Here is a 17735-nt window from a genome sequence, read left to right as displayed (position 1 = left end):
TGTTCCTTAAGTACATGTATTACATTTCTATCTAGCTAACAATTCCGGTTTTCTTTCAGCGTTCGCTAAGTTAATAGCATAATGCTTAACTAATTCTTGACTATAATTCATATGTTCTCTAACTAGTTTGTTAACAGAATCTTCGTCAAACTCTACTGTTTTTCCAATCAAGATTTTCGGGAAAATTGGTTCACTATAAACTTCATCTTCTCCAAGTAATTCTTCGTACATTTTTTCACCTGGTCGAATTCCTGCGAACTTAATAGGAATCTCATCTTCACTAAAACCAGATAAATGAATTAAATTTCTTGCAAGATCCACAATTTTTACTGGTTCACCCATATCGAGAACGAAAATTTCTCCACCTCTTGCTAACGTCCCGGCTTGAAGTACTAGACGAGAAGCCTCTGGTATTGTCATAAAAAAGCGAGTCATATCAGGGTGAGTAACCGTAACTGGCCCACCGCTTGCAATTTGCTTCTTAAATAGTGGGATTACTGAACCTCGGCTTCCTAGAACATTTCCAAATCTTACGGCAACAAACTTGGTCTGACTTCTTTTACTGAGTGTCTGAATCACCATTTCTGCAATCCGCTTTGTTGCTCCCATAATGTTCGGTGGGTTTACAGCTTTATCAGTAGAAACAAGGACAAAGGTTTTTACACCAGCTGCGTCCGCTGCTTCTGAAACATTTTTGGTGCCGATTACATTATTCTTAATCGCTTCTTTCGGATTCACTTCCATCAATGGCACATGCTTATGGGCCGCTGCATGGTAGATATAAGAAGGTCCATAATGGTTCACGACTTCAAAAATACGGTCACGGTCTTGTACATCAGCGATCACAGGCACTAGTTCAGTATCTAACCCAAGTTGAGTCAGCTCCATATGAATCGTATAAATGCTGTTTTCTCCGTGTCCTAATAAAACCAAGCGTTCAGGCTTGAATTTAACTAATTGACGGCATATTTCTGAACCTATGGATCCGCCTGCTCCCGTAACTAATATGGTTCTACCTTTTATTTCGGACTCAATGGAATCGATATCAAGTTCAACAGGCTCGCGTCCTAACAAATCCTCGATCTGCACATCACGAATCTGATTCACGGATACATTCCCTAAGGCAATATCTTCGATCATAGGGAGAGTCTGTACATCTTTAACGACATTCTTTGAAGCTTGAATAATAGTTTTTACCCGTTCACGCTTAACAGATGGCATCGCAATGACGATATGGTTAATAGAGTGCTTTGAAGTAATCTTTTCAATATCATTCGTATCACCAAGCACAGGTAAACCACTTATCGTAAGGTGGTGCATCGTGAAATCATCATCTAGAAAACCGACAACGTCCGTCTCCATTTCATTTGATGTACGCATTTGTCTTGCGAGCATCCGGCCTGCTGATCCGGCCCCAATGATTAACGTTCGTTTGGCATTCGGATTGTTTGTAACGATTTTTGCTCTTTTGAATTTCGGATTGATGGTTAATCCATAACTTTTATAATACTGCCAGGCAAAGCGCACACCGCCGATAAGCAAAATATGTAGCATCCATGTAATGGTTAGCGCCCGCTCGTAGATGGTACCAAAGGCAAGTAATTGTATGATTGTTGTAGATAAAATAGATAGAGTGACTACAAATATAATTCCAAATAATTCTTCCGTACTCGCATACCGCCACTTCTTCTTGTACATGCCAAACAGGCTTGAATAGAGATGGTGGGTAATCAGCAAAGTGAGTGCCGATACAACCATAATTCCATCAAACACGGCGACATAAGGGTTCAAAAAGAAATGGGACATATAAATTGAAAACGACACGATGAATGAATCGATGACAATTAATAGCAGTAACCTTCTTCTATAGGCTGCTGTCATAAGTCTTACCCTCTCCTTTCTTATAATGAGTGACTGATTCAACTTTAAACTAGTAAACTATTTTTATATGGTTATATAATCCAGTTTAAACAAATATTCACTATTTTTTTACGACCGTCGTTATACATTTGTAATCTTTTTGTAACTTTAATTAGTATAGCAGTATTTCCCAATGGTATAAAGGGGAAATATAGGTTTTTTTACTTAATATTTACGATTCATGTCGTATTTTTATGATGAAATAATTTAAAGTAAGTCAAAAGTCATGTTAACTATGAATATTTGCCGTATTATATAATAGAACTCTAATTTGAATGACTTAAGATTGCCTGAATTATAATATTCCACAAATGGAAAAAATTTCTGAAATGGCTATAAAAATATAGGAGCTCTATGATCTAATCACAAAAGCTCCTACACTACTACACTAACCAAATAATCCGAATATCTTCGCCTTCTTTATATGTTCAGGAGGCTCTGCTCCCAGCACCTTTCCATTAACGACTGCTTCGGCATTTTCTGAAAGTAAATACACCATATCAAGACCAAATTCTTTTCTTACTTCTCCATAGGCATCTGTTAAGCAAAACCCTCTTGCTGACGTATTGTGAGCGTCTGTCGCAATCAGATGAGCAAGGTTGTGCTCGATTAACTGATGAGAGAATTTCTTTATCTTCCTTCCAAAGTGGCCGCACACACTTCCTGCTGTCAGTTGAGTGAAGGCTCCTCGTTTTACAAAAGAATACAGCAAATCTGGATGTTCCATCAGCTGTTTATTTCTCTCTGGATGAACAATGATTGGTTGATATTCAGCCATTTGTAAATCAAAGAACAATTGGCTGGCGTACCTCGGGACGTTCCCCGAAGGGAATTCTATAAATACATAGTTTGTTTTTTCATTGATTGGAAGGATCTCATTGGTTTCTAAACCATTTAGAAACTCTCCAAACACTCTCGTTTCTTGCCCAGGAAGTACCTCTAATGGGATGTTTCTCTGCTGTAGCTGTCGGTTTAATTCACCGACTTGAATAATAATGTTGTGCTTATAATTGTCAAAGCTTCCATTCTTATGGTGAGGTGTAGCAACGATCATATCAATACCATCTGCTACCGCAGCTTCCGCCATTTTCATACTTTCTTCGATGGTTTGGGCTCCATCATCGACCCCAGGTAAAATGTGACTATGTATATCTATCAAATTACCTACCCCCTACATTTATTCCTATACACCTATACGTATTGAATTCTTTTATTTTTGTACGAATTCTATTCAATATCAAAATTATAACAGTAAATTACTATAAATTGAAGGTTTTTTAATAAAAATTACCAATTAATCATTCTTATTGTATGAATATAAATATGTAAACCTTTTCCTATTTAATGGTATATATAAGGTCTAAAGGTACTAAAAAAGAACGCTTGAGAGCGCTCTTTTTCTATTTATCTACCATAATAATAATAATAGTTGCTCGCTCTTACATCCTGGTCATTCAGAACGGCCCCAAGGATATTCGCCCTTGATTGAAGCAATTGTTCTTTAGCTTTAACAGCCGCTTCCTGGTCAGTTTGCTTACTTCTTACCACCAATAAAACTCCATCCACAAGTCTTGATAATACAGGTGCATCGGTTACAGCCAATACCGGCGGTGTGTCAAAGATAATTATATCGTAAGTTTGCTTGGCTTCCTTTATGAATCTTTCCATCTTCTTTGATCCTAATAACTCTGATGGATTAGGTGGGATTGGACCGCAAGGCAGCAAATCCAGATTCTCTACATTACTCTCCCTGACTAGATCTAAGACGGAACGTGAACTTACCAAATAGTTGCTTAATCCGTACGTATTATCTACACGGAACGTGTAGTGCATTGTCGGTTTTCTTAAGTCTGCGTCCACAAGCAAGACTTTCTTTCCTTGTTGAGCAAACACAGCTGCTGTATTCGCGGTTGTGATGGATTTCCCTTCTGCAGGACTTGCTGAGGTCACCATCAGTGTTTCCAACTCATTGTCAATGGATGCAAACTGCAGATTGGTACGTATTGTACGGAACTGCTCAGCTACCGGTGATTTCGGATCTTCGTTTGCAATTAAGCTTCGGGCCCTTGTTTGAATCGTTTTATTTTTCTTACGTGCCAACGGATTCACCTCTGATGTTTGATACTTTAGACTTTTTTGAAGAACGTCCATCCTCTGGATTATCGTCAACTGAGATGGTTGATACTACTCCCATGATCGGCAGGCCTAACGTCTGTTCAATATCCTCTTCCGTTTTAATGGTTGTATCTAAGTATTCAAGTAAGAAAGCAAGACCAACTCCTACCATCAACCCGACAACCACAGCGATTGCAATGTTTAACATCAGATTTGGACTGACAGGTGATGGGTCACCTTCTACATTGGCTCGCGTTAATACATTGACGTTATCTACATTCATCAGTTGAGGTATTTCTTCTTTAAATACTTCAACTGTGGTGTTTGCTATGGCAGCTGCTTGAGATGCGCTAGTATCCGTAACGTCGACGTTCACCACTTGTGACTGCTCTGCGTTAGAGACTTGAATCTTATTGGATAACGATGATGCCGTCATATTTAATCCTAACTCATCAACAACCTGATCTAGGATTCTTGGACTTTTAATAATAACGTTATATGTATTAATGAGTTCGACATTAGATCGTATTTCATTATAATCATACGGTGTGTTTTCTGACTGATTCCCTGACTGGCTAACGATGAATTGAGCAGATGTTTGATATGTAGGTGTTAACAAAAAGAATGTAACGCCGGCACTGATTGCCCCTGCCAAGACTGCTAGACTTATAATAAGCAAGAGACGCTTCTTGAGCACCTCAAAGATTTCTTTCAATGAAATTGTTTCTTCCATGCTGAGCCTCCCATGATTTGTCGAAATTTAACATAGAGTCATTATAGCATAGGAAAAATTGATTAATAGATATTATTACTAAATTTTTTAACAAAATTTACATTCGCGAACCTTTATACCTATACTAAAGTACCCATTACTTCTTCTAATCTAGTGGAGCATAGGTTCTATACGCTAGGAATTTCATCCAGATTCCTCGACAAATTGAGCTAAAGTTCGTCAAGACCGTCAAATATACCTAATGAATCATGTATTATATAATTAGGAAATTTTTAAACCTATAAAACTCTCAAAGAAAGGCATGTGAGGAATGAGGACGAAGTATTTAATCATAGCTTTCACTGCACTCCTGGCTATGGCGGGAGCCATTATTCTTACGGTAGACTCAGCCAACGCTGATTCTTTAGAAGAAGTTCTGAAGGAAGCGGAGGAAGCCTACGAGTCCAAGGAATGGAAGAAGAGCATTCAATTATATTATGAAGTTCTGGATATGGATCCCTCTAACGTAAAAGCGAGACTTGCGTTGAGTAAATCCTATATGCAAATTGATAAGGATATAGAGGCAATTGCAATCTTGAATTTCGGGATTGACAAACAAAAGGATGAACCAGAATTTTACAAGCTCTTATCTAAAATCTACTTAGCGAATGAAAATGTTTCGAAGGCTTTAGAAGTTCTTAAGAAAGGTCAAAAGAACAGCAAGGATGAATCGTTGAAAAAATTCTATGACGAATTCGTTTCAAACATTCAGATACATACGGAACGTGCCCTTGTCCAAAAAGGCTTTGAACGCAAAGTTACGCTTACATGGGAAGACGATGAAGGAGACGTCATTCCGCTCAAAGGGGAATGGAAGCTTTCGGATTCTTCTATCGGAACGATCAGCCCTAAGAAAAATAAGGAAAGTCTTGTTTTTAAAGCTCAAAAAGTTGGAAAGACCAATCTACAGGTTAACTGGGAGTCCCTAACAAGAAAGGTAGAGTTTAAAGTAGCGGATCAGGTGTTAGTCGAGTTAAAAACTGATCCTAAGAAAATAGAAAAACTTGCTAAAGGGCAGACCATGGACGTATCCGTAACCGCTCTGGACGAAGCTGGTGAGAAAATGGACATCACTCCTGTATGGTCAACGTCAGAAGGTGTAGTGGAAGTCAAAGACCAAAAAGGACAATCCAATACGCTTACAGCTAAAAAGGAAGGGAAAGACACCCTGAAAATCCTTTACCTTGATTATAAGAAAGAAATTGATCTTGTCGTCGATGGAAAAATGAAAAAGGTGAAGACAGGCGTCAAAGGTCATGGATCTGTTTCGGTTTACCCTAATCAAGAAAGCTTCCCTGTTGGAGAAGAGATTTCTCTTAAAGCTGTTCCAAGTGCAGGATGGAAATTCGCCGGCTGGGCTGGTGACCTAACAACGTCATCGGACGAAGTAAATCTGACCGTCGAAAAAAACATGGATGTAACCGCCGTGTTTGAACGCGCGACCCATGACCTTCAACTTTCCGTTTCAGGGGAAGGAAAAATCATTAAAGACAAACAAGGGTCCACCTTTAATCACTCAGAAGAAGTATCCTTAAAAGCACAGGCAGCCGATGGATGGAGGTTTGAAGGCTGGGAAGGCTCAGCTACAGGATCATCAGCGACAGTTAACGTGCAAATGGATAAGGATAAATCAGTGAAAGCCATATTTACGAAAGTAGAAGAAGAGCCAGAACCTGAACCAGAAGAAGAGGATACCACCAATGAGGATAATGGAGACGAAGAGGAACCAGCTCCAGAACCTGCCGTGTATCAACTGAATACAGGTGTTTCTGGGGAAGGAAGCATTCAAAAAGATCAAACTGGCAGTGAATTTAAAGAAGGCTCAAACGTACAGCTGACAGCCAAGCCTCAAGAAGGATGGGTATTTAAAGGCTGGAGTGGAGACATCAGCGGATCTTCTGCTACAGTCACGGTAACCATGGATCAAGATAAAACGATCCAGGCGAATTTTGAGAAGAAACCTGAACCAGAACCGGAAACCTACTCGTTATCTACTGGGGTAATCGGTGAAGGAACTGTGAATACGTCGAGTACGTCAGCGCAGGAAGGTGAAACGATAACCGTTGAGGCGGTTCCATCGAACGGATGGCAATTTGTGAAATGGCAGGGGGATACATCAGGTACGAACTCTGTAACCAAAGTAACAATGGATCAAAACAAAGAAGTAACCGCAGTGTTTGAAAAGGTACGAGGAAAACCTGAATAAGGTTTTCCTCCCTATTTAGAGCCAATAAAAAAGCAGCGTGTGAATGGACACACGCTGCTTTTTATGTGAAAAGAAAGCTATTCTTGCTTCTCTTTTTTTGTTTTAAATTGAAGAGTCTCTTCCTCGGCATTCAAGATCACTTGGAAGTTTTCGTTCTCAATGTAATGGATTGTATCATCATTTGAAGATAGATAAGCCTTCTCTTTTAATTCTTCAATCGCTTCGTCATGAACATCGATATTCATCACTTCTAATTCATCAGTGTTATTGTCCTCGTCAAATTTGAAAGCTACTCCATCCGTTTCATAAAGAAGAACGCTTCTCCCTGATTCATCTTCTGTTTCATCTGTTAATCCATTAAATGTAGATTTGACAGACTCATAATCAGAATCGATAAAAGCAAAGAAATATTCATAGGATTGAGCAAAGGATCCCGGAAAAGCCTGAGCCAATTCATCTAAAGTGATCGTACTTATTTCACTTTCTCCTGGACTGAGTTGAATATTTGACGCCTTCACATAACCTTTTTGACCTTCGTAAGTAACTTCATACACATCGCCGATTTGATTTTCCACATCAACTTTTGTGGTAATAGGAATTTCTCCCTGGACAGAAGTAAGTTCAGGCTCATTGTAAACTTTGGATGATTCCGTGTTGATGGCACCTGGCTGGTCGATTTCCTTCATTTCAACAGGGCCCTGACCCTCCGCTGTATTTTTATCTTCTTCTGCCGTTTCAGAGGCCGCCTCTTTGCTGTTTAAGAATCCAAACTGATCCTTCACAGCTTCTACCGGCTGGTCAATAAATAATAGCAGCGTACTGATGATTACAAAAAGACTGAACAATACGATCTGAAAAACAGATGAAAAAGACGTACGTTTCTTTCTCTTTTCCAAGCGTTTAATTGGGTCTGTCTCGATCGTGCTCTTGTTCATTTGCGAACGAAGCTTTGATTGTTTGTACTCTTTTTTCTCCTCTTTGGTTAACTGATTAAACCATTTGATAAAAGAGTTATATTCTTTCGCAACTTTTTCCGTCTCATCAAACATTTCGATTTGGCCATGATTCATCCAAATCATTCGGTCCGATATGGATTTTACCTGGTTTAAAGAGTGGCTGATAAAGAAGATTGTTTTTCCCTGTTGTTTAAACTCCGCAAATTTATCAACACACTTCTGATGAAAGGTTGAGTCTCCAACGGATAAAGCTTCATCAATAATCAGGATGTCAGGATCGATATGCACTGATATAGCAAATCCCAGCCGTGATTTCATCCCGCTGGAATAGTTCTTTATTGGCTGGTCCATAAAGTCCCCGATATCCGCAAAATCAATGATCGCAGGTGTAATCGCTTCGATTTCCTTTTTATTCATTCCGTGCATTAAACATTTTAACTCGATATTTTCATATCCAGTCAGATGATTGTTCAAACCAGCTGAAATGGCTACTAACGTTGGCTCTCCATGCATTTCGATAATACCTGATGAAGGGGGGATCACCTGGGCTAGCAAATTGGATAACGTTGATTTCCCAGACCCATTCGTCCCTACAATGCCAATTGTCTCCCCGCGAAACACTTCAAAAGAGACATCCGATAAAGCACTGAAGTTCTTTTTATTTTTCTTGAAAGAAAACATGTCTAACAGCTGATCTGATTTCTTTTTAAACAAGCTGTATCGTTTCGATACTTTTGTAAATTTAACGACTGGCTTCATTTCATAAGCCTCCATATTACAAGTAGTCCACAAACTTATCTTTAAAATTCTCATGCATTATTGAACCTATCACCAGTACAAGAATGGTGAGGGACCAGAAATAAAGCATATACTGCCAGTCTTCAAAGAACCACCCTTGGGCTAAGAATGTATCCCTGAATCCCGATACAATATAAGCTAAAGGATTCAGTTTGATAATGCTTTGAACCGTTTCAGGAAAGCTCTTGATACTCCAGAAAATCGGGGTCAAGAAAAATAACATGCGAACAACAGACTGAAGCATTAATTGGTAATCCCTAATGATGGCAGAGATCGTACTCGATAACAAGGTAAAGGCAAATAAAAATATAAATAAGCTCACAATATAGTAAGGAAGCTGCAAGATATAAACTCCCGGATTAATCTCATAGAAAAAGAGAACGACTCCTAAGATTCCCAGCATCAAAAAGAAATTAAACATGTTTCCAAGGATCGTAATCGATGGAAGCACACTGACTGGGAACTTCATTTTCGAGACGAGGTTTACTTTGCTGTATACACTATTCGACCCCTGAATAATCGTTGGAGCTATAAAGAACCACGGGACTAACCCTAATAACAAAAACACGATAAAAGGGGTATCTCCGACAGTCCCCACTTGCCTTAATCCAACGCCAAAGACGAACCAATAGACGCAGACTTGAATTAAAGGGTTGATAAACTGCCAGAGAATGCCTAAATAGTGCATTTGATAGCTCCCTTTAATATCGTAGATCGCAAGTCTCACTATTAAAGGGAGATGTAAAAATTGTTCTTTAAAGATTTTAAAGACCGACGTCATACCAATACATTTTCTTTCTTCGTATATTGATGGAGATTCCCAAAATTAATATACTGCACCTCATCTGTGGCATTGGAGACGACATTTTTCGTATCGAACACTTGGACGTTGTTCATAGAGTTTAATTGATCCCAGTCCAGCTCTTTGAATTCGTTATGATCCGTTAAGATGAGAACTAAATCAGAACCTCTTACGGCACTATCAAAATCTGCTTCCACCATATCTGCAGTTACATGCGGGTCATACGCACGCACTTCAAAATTACTTTGTTCTTTAAGCATTTCGTAGATTTCCATCGCCGGACTTTCACGGATATCATCAACGTTTCCTTTGTAAGCAAGACCGAATACCGTCACTGTTTTACCGTCTACATTCTTCATCAGCTTGTGTACGTTGCCGACCACGTATTCCGGCATAGACACATTGACAGAACGTGCCAGGTTAATCAACTGGGCCGTTTCTGGTGCTTTGGACACGATAAAGTACGGATCGACTGCAAGACAGTGGCCGCCTACTCCAGGTCCAGGTGTGTGAAGGTTGACACGCGGGTGCTTGTTCGCCATTTCCACAACATCCAGAGCGTTAATATCCAGCTCGTTACACACTTTTGTCAGTTCATTCGCTAAGGCAATGTTCACATCTCGATAGGTGTTTTCCATTAGTTTAGACATTTCAGCCGTCTTCGCGTTTGTCTTGATGATTTCGCCTTCTACGAACGTCTCGTACACTTTCGCTCCTGCTTCTGTACATGCTGGGGTTACTCCGCCTACGATACGGTTGTTATAAATCAATTCATGCATGATTTGTCCAGGAAGAACGCGTTCTGGACAATGGACAAGGTACACGTCCTCTCCAATCGCAAACCCTGCTTCTTCAATCAATGGCTTCACATGATCATCCATGGTTCTTGGAGCAATTGTAGATTCAACAATAAGCACATTTCCTTTTTCCAGATAAGGAATGGTATTTTTAACTGCATCCTTTACATAAGTCAAATCGCATGATTTATGTTCATCATCCATGTTCGGAGTTGGAACGGCTATAATAAAGGCATCGGATTTTTCTGGTTGAGTGGATGCCTTGAAATTCCCTTGTTCTACAACCTCGGTCAAAGCCTCTTGTAAGCCAGGCTCTTCGATATGAATCTGTCCCTCGTTCAAGGACTTGATTACGGATGGGTTAACGTCCACACCTACGACCTCTACTCCATATTTGGCAAACATTACAGATGTGGGCAGTCCAATATAGCCCAATCCAATTGTACTGATTTTCATATAAATTTCCTCCTGTAATTAAGCAACTCGTGATGTAATGTTCAATTCAAAACGTGCAGATTTTTAAAAACTTAATACATCAGAGAACCTTGTAGATTATACGGTTACGAGTAAATCTTTCTTTTCATTTACAGCTTTTTCAAATACTCCAGTTGCTTGCTCGATATTTCCTAACTCAGATTTATAGCTTAATGGATAGCGGCTAAGGATACTGCCTTCTTCATAGATCCCCCATATTTTACTTCCGCTTCCGATATAATCGCTCAGTTTGGACGGCAGATACGGGTTTAATGGTTTACTATCTTTCGTTTTTGCATCATTCACAACGAGACAGTCAAACTTCGTTGTAAGATTCAGGAATTCTGTATAGCTTACATAAGGGTTAACCTCAACATGATCTTCTATCTCGCTCCCCTTCAAATCTTCTCTCAGTGGAGTTGGATCACCCGTAAAGATGTGCAGCTTCACATGGTCTCTTACCGTTTGACTGACATTTTCGAGACCCACAAATAGATCATCCAGATTTCTAGTACTATAGAAGTTACCGAAATAAGCGAAGTTTACATGTTCTTCATCCACTTGATAGGCCGTATCCTTTAACTCGTAATAACTATGATCAACTTGTGGATGTGCCGACACGACCGCCTTTTCCATGACGATCTTCTTCATCTGTTTGATTGGGAAACTATCAATCATGTATTTTAACTGGTTTTCGTTGGTAAAGACAAGTTCATCCGCAAAAAGGTACGGCAAGTATTCACACCAGAGAAACAGATTGCTGTCCTTAACAGCTGGCAGGTTAAAGCGTTTCTTAATCAATTTGTTTGCTTGTTTAAGGAAATCTTCATCCTCAATTTTTGCCTCTCTTACTTTACCATGAATATCAAGCAGTAAAGGATCGGAAAACTCAGCGACCCATTTCACTTCTGGGTTTTCTATTTTGTATTTATAAGCGAGAATATGAGAACCTGGCCACATCGCCCGGCTGTAAACCTCGTCATATTTCTTTTCTGCATTGATCTTCTTAGAAGCTAGATCACTAAAATGATTGATCGCTTTCCAATTTGAGAAACTAGGATAAGAAGGAATCTCTATTCGTTCCTCAATCAGATCATTCACTAAGTGGCTGACATTGTCATCTCTTTTTCTGACCTTATCCATTTTGTTATAAACAACATCGACCACTTCGTCCATGTTCCGAATCCGCTTCGCCATCACGTTTGCTGCGGTATCGACGTAAGGAGGGAAGCAATAAGAAATGACTAATTTTTTTGCCAGCCCGCGGTTGATGATTGGGTACGGGATATACGACAACTCACGTTTCTTAATTTCCTCCATGACTTGATCTCTCTCGTCCCTATTCTCTTTCAAATACCGGTTCAAAAACGCGGACTGAGCATGGATTTTCTGTCTAATAAACGTGATCTTCGCTTGGTCATTCGTTTTTCCAAGCATCCGGTCTAAGCATGCGATAACATCCAAACGCTGTCTAATGAAAAAGTCGAACGTCATGCCTTGTCTTGAGACAGAGTTATCACGCAGGACACGGTAGTAATTAACTTCATCTTCGATAGGAGCAACTTTGAAGTCCAAATCATTCTCCACAAATAAGTCCATAAAGTAAACAATGTCTTCCCCGCTTTTAAGGGTGTGATCGTATTTAACTTTTTTCACTGCATGGGTAGGAACTAGCTTACAGGCATTGATCGTAGCCACCATGCTTAACGCAGGAAAGTCACTCTTGTTTTGTTCAGCTGCTTTTTTAATCTGCTTGTTAATCGGGTTTTCCGCATCAATCTTCCCTTGAGCATCAACGTTTATAATTTGCGAATAGACGATATTTTCTGGTGTAGCGTAACTTAACATCTTCTCTAAATAATTATCAGAAAGGTAATCGTCATCATCGAGGAAGAGGCTGTACTTTCTATTCGCCCGGTTAATCCCAATATTTCTAGCAGAAGAAGCGCTGGCAATTGATGAATAAGTCATCGAAATATTATTCATATTGTTCCGTTTCATAAACTTTTGGATGAGATATTCTGTCGAGTCTTTCTCTCCATTCATCACGATGATCACTTCGAATAATTCTTTAGAAAGAGTCTGTCGATGAAGAGAGTTTAAACATTTCTCAATGACTTCTTCCCCTTGATAGGTGGGGATGATGACACTGACACCATCCTTAAAGTTAGAAACAGGTGGCTGAGGAGTCTTTGTTGGCAAAGAAATAGCTTGTTCGGTATCAAGTTCTTTCTTAAGTTTTCTGACTTGTTGCAATCTGCTTAAGATCTCATTTCTGTTCATCATAGTATGACTCCTTTAGGCCTTTCTTCTGTTTCTGAACTTCCAGTATTTCAAGGTCAGCTTCCCTAGTTTTGAATTCTTAAGGGCAAGATATTTCCGCTCCACATTGGCAAGCTTTCTCTCTGCACTTTCCATCCTGTGTTCTTTTGCTGTCCGTTCATCTATTTCTTTGATCAACTGCTGAAGAGCCGATTCTTCATTATTCAAACTGCTGCTTAGGTCTGATTTCAGACGTTGGATCTGTTCTATTAAAGGATCAATATTAACGGTTTCTTCTTCTCGATCATCGGTTTCCGTTTCAGCGGAAGTTTGCGTAATTTCTTCCAGCAATTCATCCTTAAGTGCTTCTATTTGATGGTCTCTTCTATCTAGAGACTTCTTAAGTTCTTCGATTTGAACATCTCTCGAGGAAAGAGATTCTTTAAGCTCTTCGATCTGATCATTTTTTAATCCTATAGATTCTTCAAGTTTTGCCAATCGTTGATCTTTCGATATATGAGAAACCTGGTGCTTTTCTTCTTTAAATTGATAGACTTTCAATTGATGTTTAAGTTCGGCTATTTCCTGATCTTTTTGACTGCTCTCTTTTTCTAGTTTGCTAGATTCAGCTATAAAATGGCTTTCTACTTTTTTGTTAGCAGATTCTATCGTTTTATCCAGGTCCTGAAGCTGACTAAGAAGATCATTGTTGGATTTCTGTTGTTCTCGTATAAATTCGTCTTTCTTTTTCAATTCTCCGGCGAAATCCATGAGCCGTTCATTTAACATTTCAATTTCTTTGTCTTTCTGCTCAAGCTCCTGGGACCTATTCTCATCCTTCTCTTTTCTCTGGTTCTCCAGCCTTTTTATATAATCGTTCTTCGTTTTCAGGGTCGCCTGAAGGCCTTCAACCTTATTTAATAATTGACGCTGAACCTCATAGAAAGAGCTTTCCAGTTTTTTAACGTTTTGAACAGAGTAAGCTTTTTGCCCTCTCCGTTTAGAGGTGGATTTCTTTGTACAAACTACCCCTGTCCAACCTCCGAGAAATTCAAAATCCTCTACAGTAAAGTGTTCAGAGAGGTGTTCATCTAAATTAGTCAGAAAATACGTTCGCTTGTGATCAAAGTAATCGTTAATGCCGAAAGGGACTGTTACCACTAGACGACCTTCTGGTGCCAAGTGATCATGAACCTTCTTTAAAAAGCCTTCCGGGTCAGAAATATGCTCAAGTACCTCTGTCATTAGCACCGTTTCGTACTGCCCCTCTAATTCTGTTTCTGTCATGAAATTAGAAACTCTGAAATTAATGTTTTCCTGTACAGAGGTGTGCTCGTTTTTCAGTTGTTCTTTTGCATAGTCGATCGATTCCTTGATGATATCGAGCGCATCAATCGTTTTTCCTTCCCGTCCGAGGATTATGGGAATGATTCCTTGTGAACAACCAATATCCAGAACCTTCGTTCCCTTCACCTGGTTGACAATCCAGTTCACTCGGCTTCGGGTCTTCCTTCTAAAATCTTCTCCCATATTCCCTTCATAAGCTTCCGTCACTCGGTCTAGTGGTGTCTTTATCATTCTATAACTCCTTCTCACTCCGTCAGTGTTATGAATTTAATAGTTGTCAGCCTACACTATGATAGATCTTTGTGAACGTTCCCTTTTCAACATCCCAGTTATAATTCGTTCTAGCTTCAAACGCATTTTTGCTGAGCTCGTTGCGTTTTTCAGGATTGGTAACAAGATCATTAACTGCTCTGGCAATGTCCTCGTAATCATGAGAATCTACACTAACCCCCATGCTCTCACCTTCAACAACTCGTTTGATTTCCGGAAAACTGCAAGCCACTACCGGGACACCGCTCATCATATATTCAAAAAGCTTGTTAGACGAAGCTGAATAGTGATTAAAACAAACGTTATTTAAAACTTGAAATCCTAGATAGGCATTACTAGTGTATTTTGGCAAATCCTCAAGTGGAACTTTGGGCAGGAATTTCACCTTGTGGTCTAAGTTCATTTCTTTAACCATTTTTTCGAGTTCAGGTTTAATCTTTCCATCACCGATAAAGACGAGCGTTCCTTCTTTAAAAAGCGGGGCAGCCTTTACCAGCTTTTCTAATCCTCTGCCTGTCTGAATACCGCCCTGGTAAAGTAAGATTTTTTCGTCTTCAGGCAGTCCTAATAACCTTCGTAGATCAATAGTCTCTTCTGTAGGTTTGTCTTCCTGTTTAAAAGGGTAATTATGGACAACATGGGGATAAAACCCATATAAATCTTCGTTATATTGAGCACGTGTATGATTCTCGACAATCATCATATCAATTTTATTAATAAGAAAAGCTTCTAACTTAGCATGGTACCCACTCTCATAACCTGTTCGGCTTGTCTGTACTTCGTGAGAATCATAGACTAATGCTTTTTTGTTAAGCTTGAGTTTTGAGCATATATAACCCTGGGGCAATGTATTTAAATCATTAGAATGATAGATTTGGTAATTCTTTTGGAAACCTCTTAATATCATTCGAACAATGATTTCTCCCCTGATCCATAGCACTCGCACCTTCGTTTTTAATAAACCAAAAGAAACTAGTGATAGTGCGCCAACCAAAATAGGATTGAAATAAAGACATGCTAGCCATAATAGGAAGACAAGTGCACCTAGTACTTTGTTTCTCATCAGGTGACGGTAGACTTTCTGCATAAACTGCAGCAACGGCGGATATCTCCGCACACGAAAAACCCTGAAGTTTTCGTTCCGTTCTTCGTACATAGGAAGGTCCTTTTCTTTAGGGTCGTGAATACAAATTAAATCAACCTTATAATCTTGCTCCGAGAGTGCCGTGCATTCACGCAGTACTCTCGCATCATTTGTGAAGTGATTCCATACAAACATACAAACATTTTTGTTCATTACAGTTCAACCTTACGTAATTTATTTGGTACTTTTTCTGTACGTGCTTCCATCAAGTTTAATAAAGACTGAATATTGTTTTCCCAAAGAAAATGTTCTCTTACATATTTCGTCCCGTTCTTACTCATTCTTTTCTGCAGTAACGCATCGTTTTTCAATCGGTCTACGTAGCCAATGAGATCGTCAGCATCTTTTGTTTCTGATACGAAGCCCGCATCTTCATCTTCAATGACCTGTTTGGAGAAACCGGACACAGAACCGACAATAGGAACCCCACATGTCATGTAATCGATGATCTTGCCTGGCAACACGGTTTTAAAGACATCCTTATCAACAAGTGTAACGATGCCAACCTGATGCTCAGAGATCAATTTGAAACATTCATTTCTCGTCCGTGGATGAACAAAATTCACATTATCGAGCCCGCGTCCTTCCATTTCATACTTCAAATTGTGGCTATAGTAGCCATATCCCATAATCGTTAACTTCACATTTCTTTCTTTCATTCTTTCTGCCAAATGCAGAAGCATTTCATTGTCTTGGGCAAGTCCTAAATTCCCTGCATAAATCGCTTTGAACGACTCAGAATCCGACTTCGATTGAGAGATTTCATGTTCTCTAGCCGCGTTAGGCACGTACGTCATCTTTTCCTGTACGTTTTCTTCTTGGGCTGTAATATGGTCAATAAAACCTTGGCTGTTTACGATGATCTCGTTGGCTTTTCGATAAAGAACCTTTTCAATCTTGTGGAAGAAATTGATGATGAACGGATAATTAAATACACCGACGCCCTTAAGAGAGTCTGGCCATAAATCGCGGATATCAAGGATGAGCTTTGCGCCAAACTTATATTTGGCCAGCAAGCCGACAACGGCAATGAAAATCGGAGGGGATGTTGTAAATACATAATCGTATTTCTTTTTGCTTCTGAAAATATTGCCGACCATTTTCGAAGCCATTTCTAAGTAGTAGAAAAGCCGGTTGGAAAAGCTTCTGGAATATTTCCGATTACGAATTTTTATCCTCGTCACATCCGATGTTTCATTCAATTCCTCATGATCCCAGAAGGATTCATCTTCATAGAATTTTCGATTCGGGTATGTTGGATCTGTAGTCAATACGTCCACATCGTATCCACTTTCTTTTAAAAGAAGATAGATATTTTTTATGCGGTTGCCTGCGCTGCCAATTTCCGGGTAAAAGTTCTGAGAGACAATTAAGATTTTCTTAGTCATATGACCTCTTTCCATAAACATACTCCATTTACTCAACCACCTTATGTACGTTTATTGATAAAAAGATACAATCAGACAAATCTTCTTCACAAGAAATAGGACGTTGTCCCCCATTCTAGTTCAATAGATTCAAGTGTCTGACCGCTCAAATAAAAGCCCCATCTGTTAGAGCTAATCCTCTCAGGTGGGGCTTTTTCTACTGTTTTATATCGGAGTCTTACGAGGAATCTGAAATCTTTTGTTCACCATTTTGTAACAAAGAACATTATAGCAGTAATTTACTTTCAATTGAAGAAAATATAAGAGAATTATAGAAGATACTAGATTTTTTTGTCGGCATTTATCGAAAATATACGATTATAATCGTTCTTTTTTGACCGTCTTTAAAAAAATTTGACTTATTCATGTAAAAAAATTCATTAAAAAATGAAGAGAATTTAATAGTTTTATTTGGCCAAAACAGCGTCTTTACCCGCTTTTATCT

At 39.2% G+C, this 17735-nt stretch carries 12 protein-coding genes; 1 reads left to right on the top strand and 11 read right to left on the bottom strand.

Annotation, left to right across the window (positions count from 1 at the left end; all coding sequences use genetic code 11):
• Positions 1–27: 27 nt before the first annotated feature.
• The 4 genes from ACRYKC_RS11880 to ACRYKC_RS11865 form a co-directional block, all read right to left on the bottom strand.
• Positions 28–1881 carry a polysaccharide biosynthesis protein gene (locus tag ACRYKC_RS11880; protein ID WP_433806946.1) on the bottom strand — a complete coding sequence of 618 codons (1854 nt, stop codon included), beginning with the start codon at positions 1879–1881 and terminating at the stop codon, positions 28–30.
• 427 nt (positions 1882–2308) lie between these two features.
• Entirely contained in the window at positions 2309–3079 is a 771-nt protein-coding gene (locus tag ACRYKC_RS11875) for a tyrosine-protein phosphatase (protein ID WP_433806945.1), read from the bottom strand.
• Positions 3080–3324: 245 nt separating this feature from the next.
• Positions 3325–4020 (bottom strand): CpsD/CapB family tyrosine-protein kinase, encoded by a 696-nt coding sequence (locus ACRYKC_RS11870; protein WP_433806944.1) that lies wholly within the window; start codon positions 4018–4020, stop codon positions 3325–3327.
• Positions 4010–4768: a YveK family protein gene (locus ACRYKC_RS11865; protein ID WP_433806943.1), complete on the bottom strand. Its 759-nt coding sequence runs from the start codon at positions 4766–4768 to the stop codon at positions 4010–4012. The genes ACRYKC_RS11870 and ACRYKC_RS11865 overlap by 11 nt, the downstream gene beginning before the upstream one ends.
• A gap of 310 nt (positions 4769–5078) precedes the next feature.
• On the opposite strand from ACRYKC_RS11865, the gene ACRYKC_RS11860 reads away from it, so the two are divergent.
• Entirely contained in the window at positions 5079–7013 is a 1935-nt protein-coding gene (locus ACRYKC_RS11860) for an InlB B-repeat-containing protein (protein ID WP_433806942.1), read from the top strand.
• A 77-nt stretch (positions 7014–7090) separates the two neighbouring features.
• Here the strand turns inward: ACRYKC_RS11860 and ACRYKC_RS11855 are convergent, their stop codons facing one another.
• From ACRYKC_RS11855 to ACRYKC_RS11825, 7 genes are all read right to left on the bottom strand, one after another.
• Positions 7091–8728 (bottom strand): ABC transporter ATP-binding protein, encoded by a 1638-nt coding sequence (locus ACRYKC_RS11855; RefSeq protein WP_433806941.1) that lies wholly within the window; start codon positions 8726–8728, stop codon positions 7091–7093.
• Between the two features lie 16 nt (positions 8729–8744).
• Positions 8745–9548 carry an ABC transporter permease gene (locus tag ACRYKC_RS11850; RefSeq protein WP_433806940.1) on the bottom strand — a complete coding sequence of 268 codons (804 nt, stop codon included), beginning with the start codon at positions 9546–9548 and terminating at the stop codon, positions 8745–8747.
• Entirely contained in the window at positions 9545–10822 is a 1278-nt protein-coding gene (locus tag ACRYKC_RS11845; RefSeq protein ID WP_433806939.1) for a nucleotide sugar dehydrogenase, read from the bottom strand. The genes ACRYKC_RS11850 and ACRYKC_RS11845 overlap by 4 nt, the downstream gene beginning before the upstream one ends.
• Positions 10823–10918: 96 nt before the next feature.
• Positions 10919–13123, bottom strand: a complete 2205-nt coding sequence (locus ACRYKC_RS11840) for a glycosyltransferase (protein WP_433806938.1) — start codon at positions 13121–13123, stop codon at positions 10919–10921.
• Positions 13124–13138: 15 nt separating this feature from the next.
• Entirely contained in the window at positions 13139–14680 is a 1542-nt protein-coding gene (locus tag ACRYKC_RS11835) for a class I SAM-dependent methyltransferase (protein ID WP_433806937.1), read from the bottom strand.
• A 46-nt stretch (positions 14681–14726) separates the two neighbouring features.
• A complete protein-coding gene (locus ACRYKC_RS11830; protein WP_433806936.1) occupies positions 14727–16016 on the bottom strand; it encodes a glycosyltransferase in 1290 nt (429 codons plus the stop codon).
• Positions 16016–17251: a glycosyltransferase family 4 protein gene (locus ACRYKC_RS11825; RefSeq protein ID WP_433806935.1), complete on the bottom strand. Its 1236-nt coding sequence runs from the start codon at positions 17249–17251 to the stop codon at positions 16016–16018. Before ACRYKC_RS11825 ends, ACRYKC_RS11830 begins: the two co-directional genes overlap by 1 nt.
• Positions 17252–17735: the final 484 nt, after the last annotated feature.

The organism is Halobacillus sp. A1-3, from assembly GCF_050971765.1.
GTDB lineage: Bacteria > Bacillota > Bacilli > Bacillales > Halobacillaceae > Halobacillus > Halobacillus mangrovi_B.
This window is presented reverse-complemented; position numbering and strand designations above follow the sequence as displayed.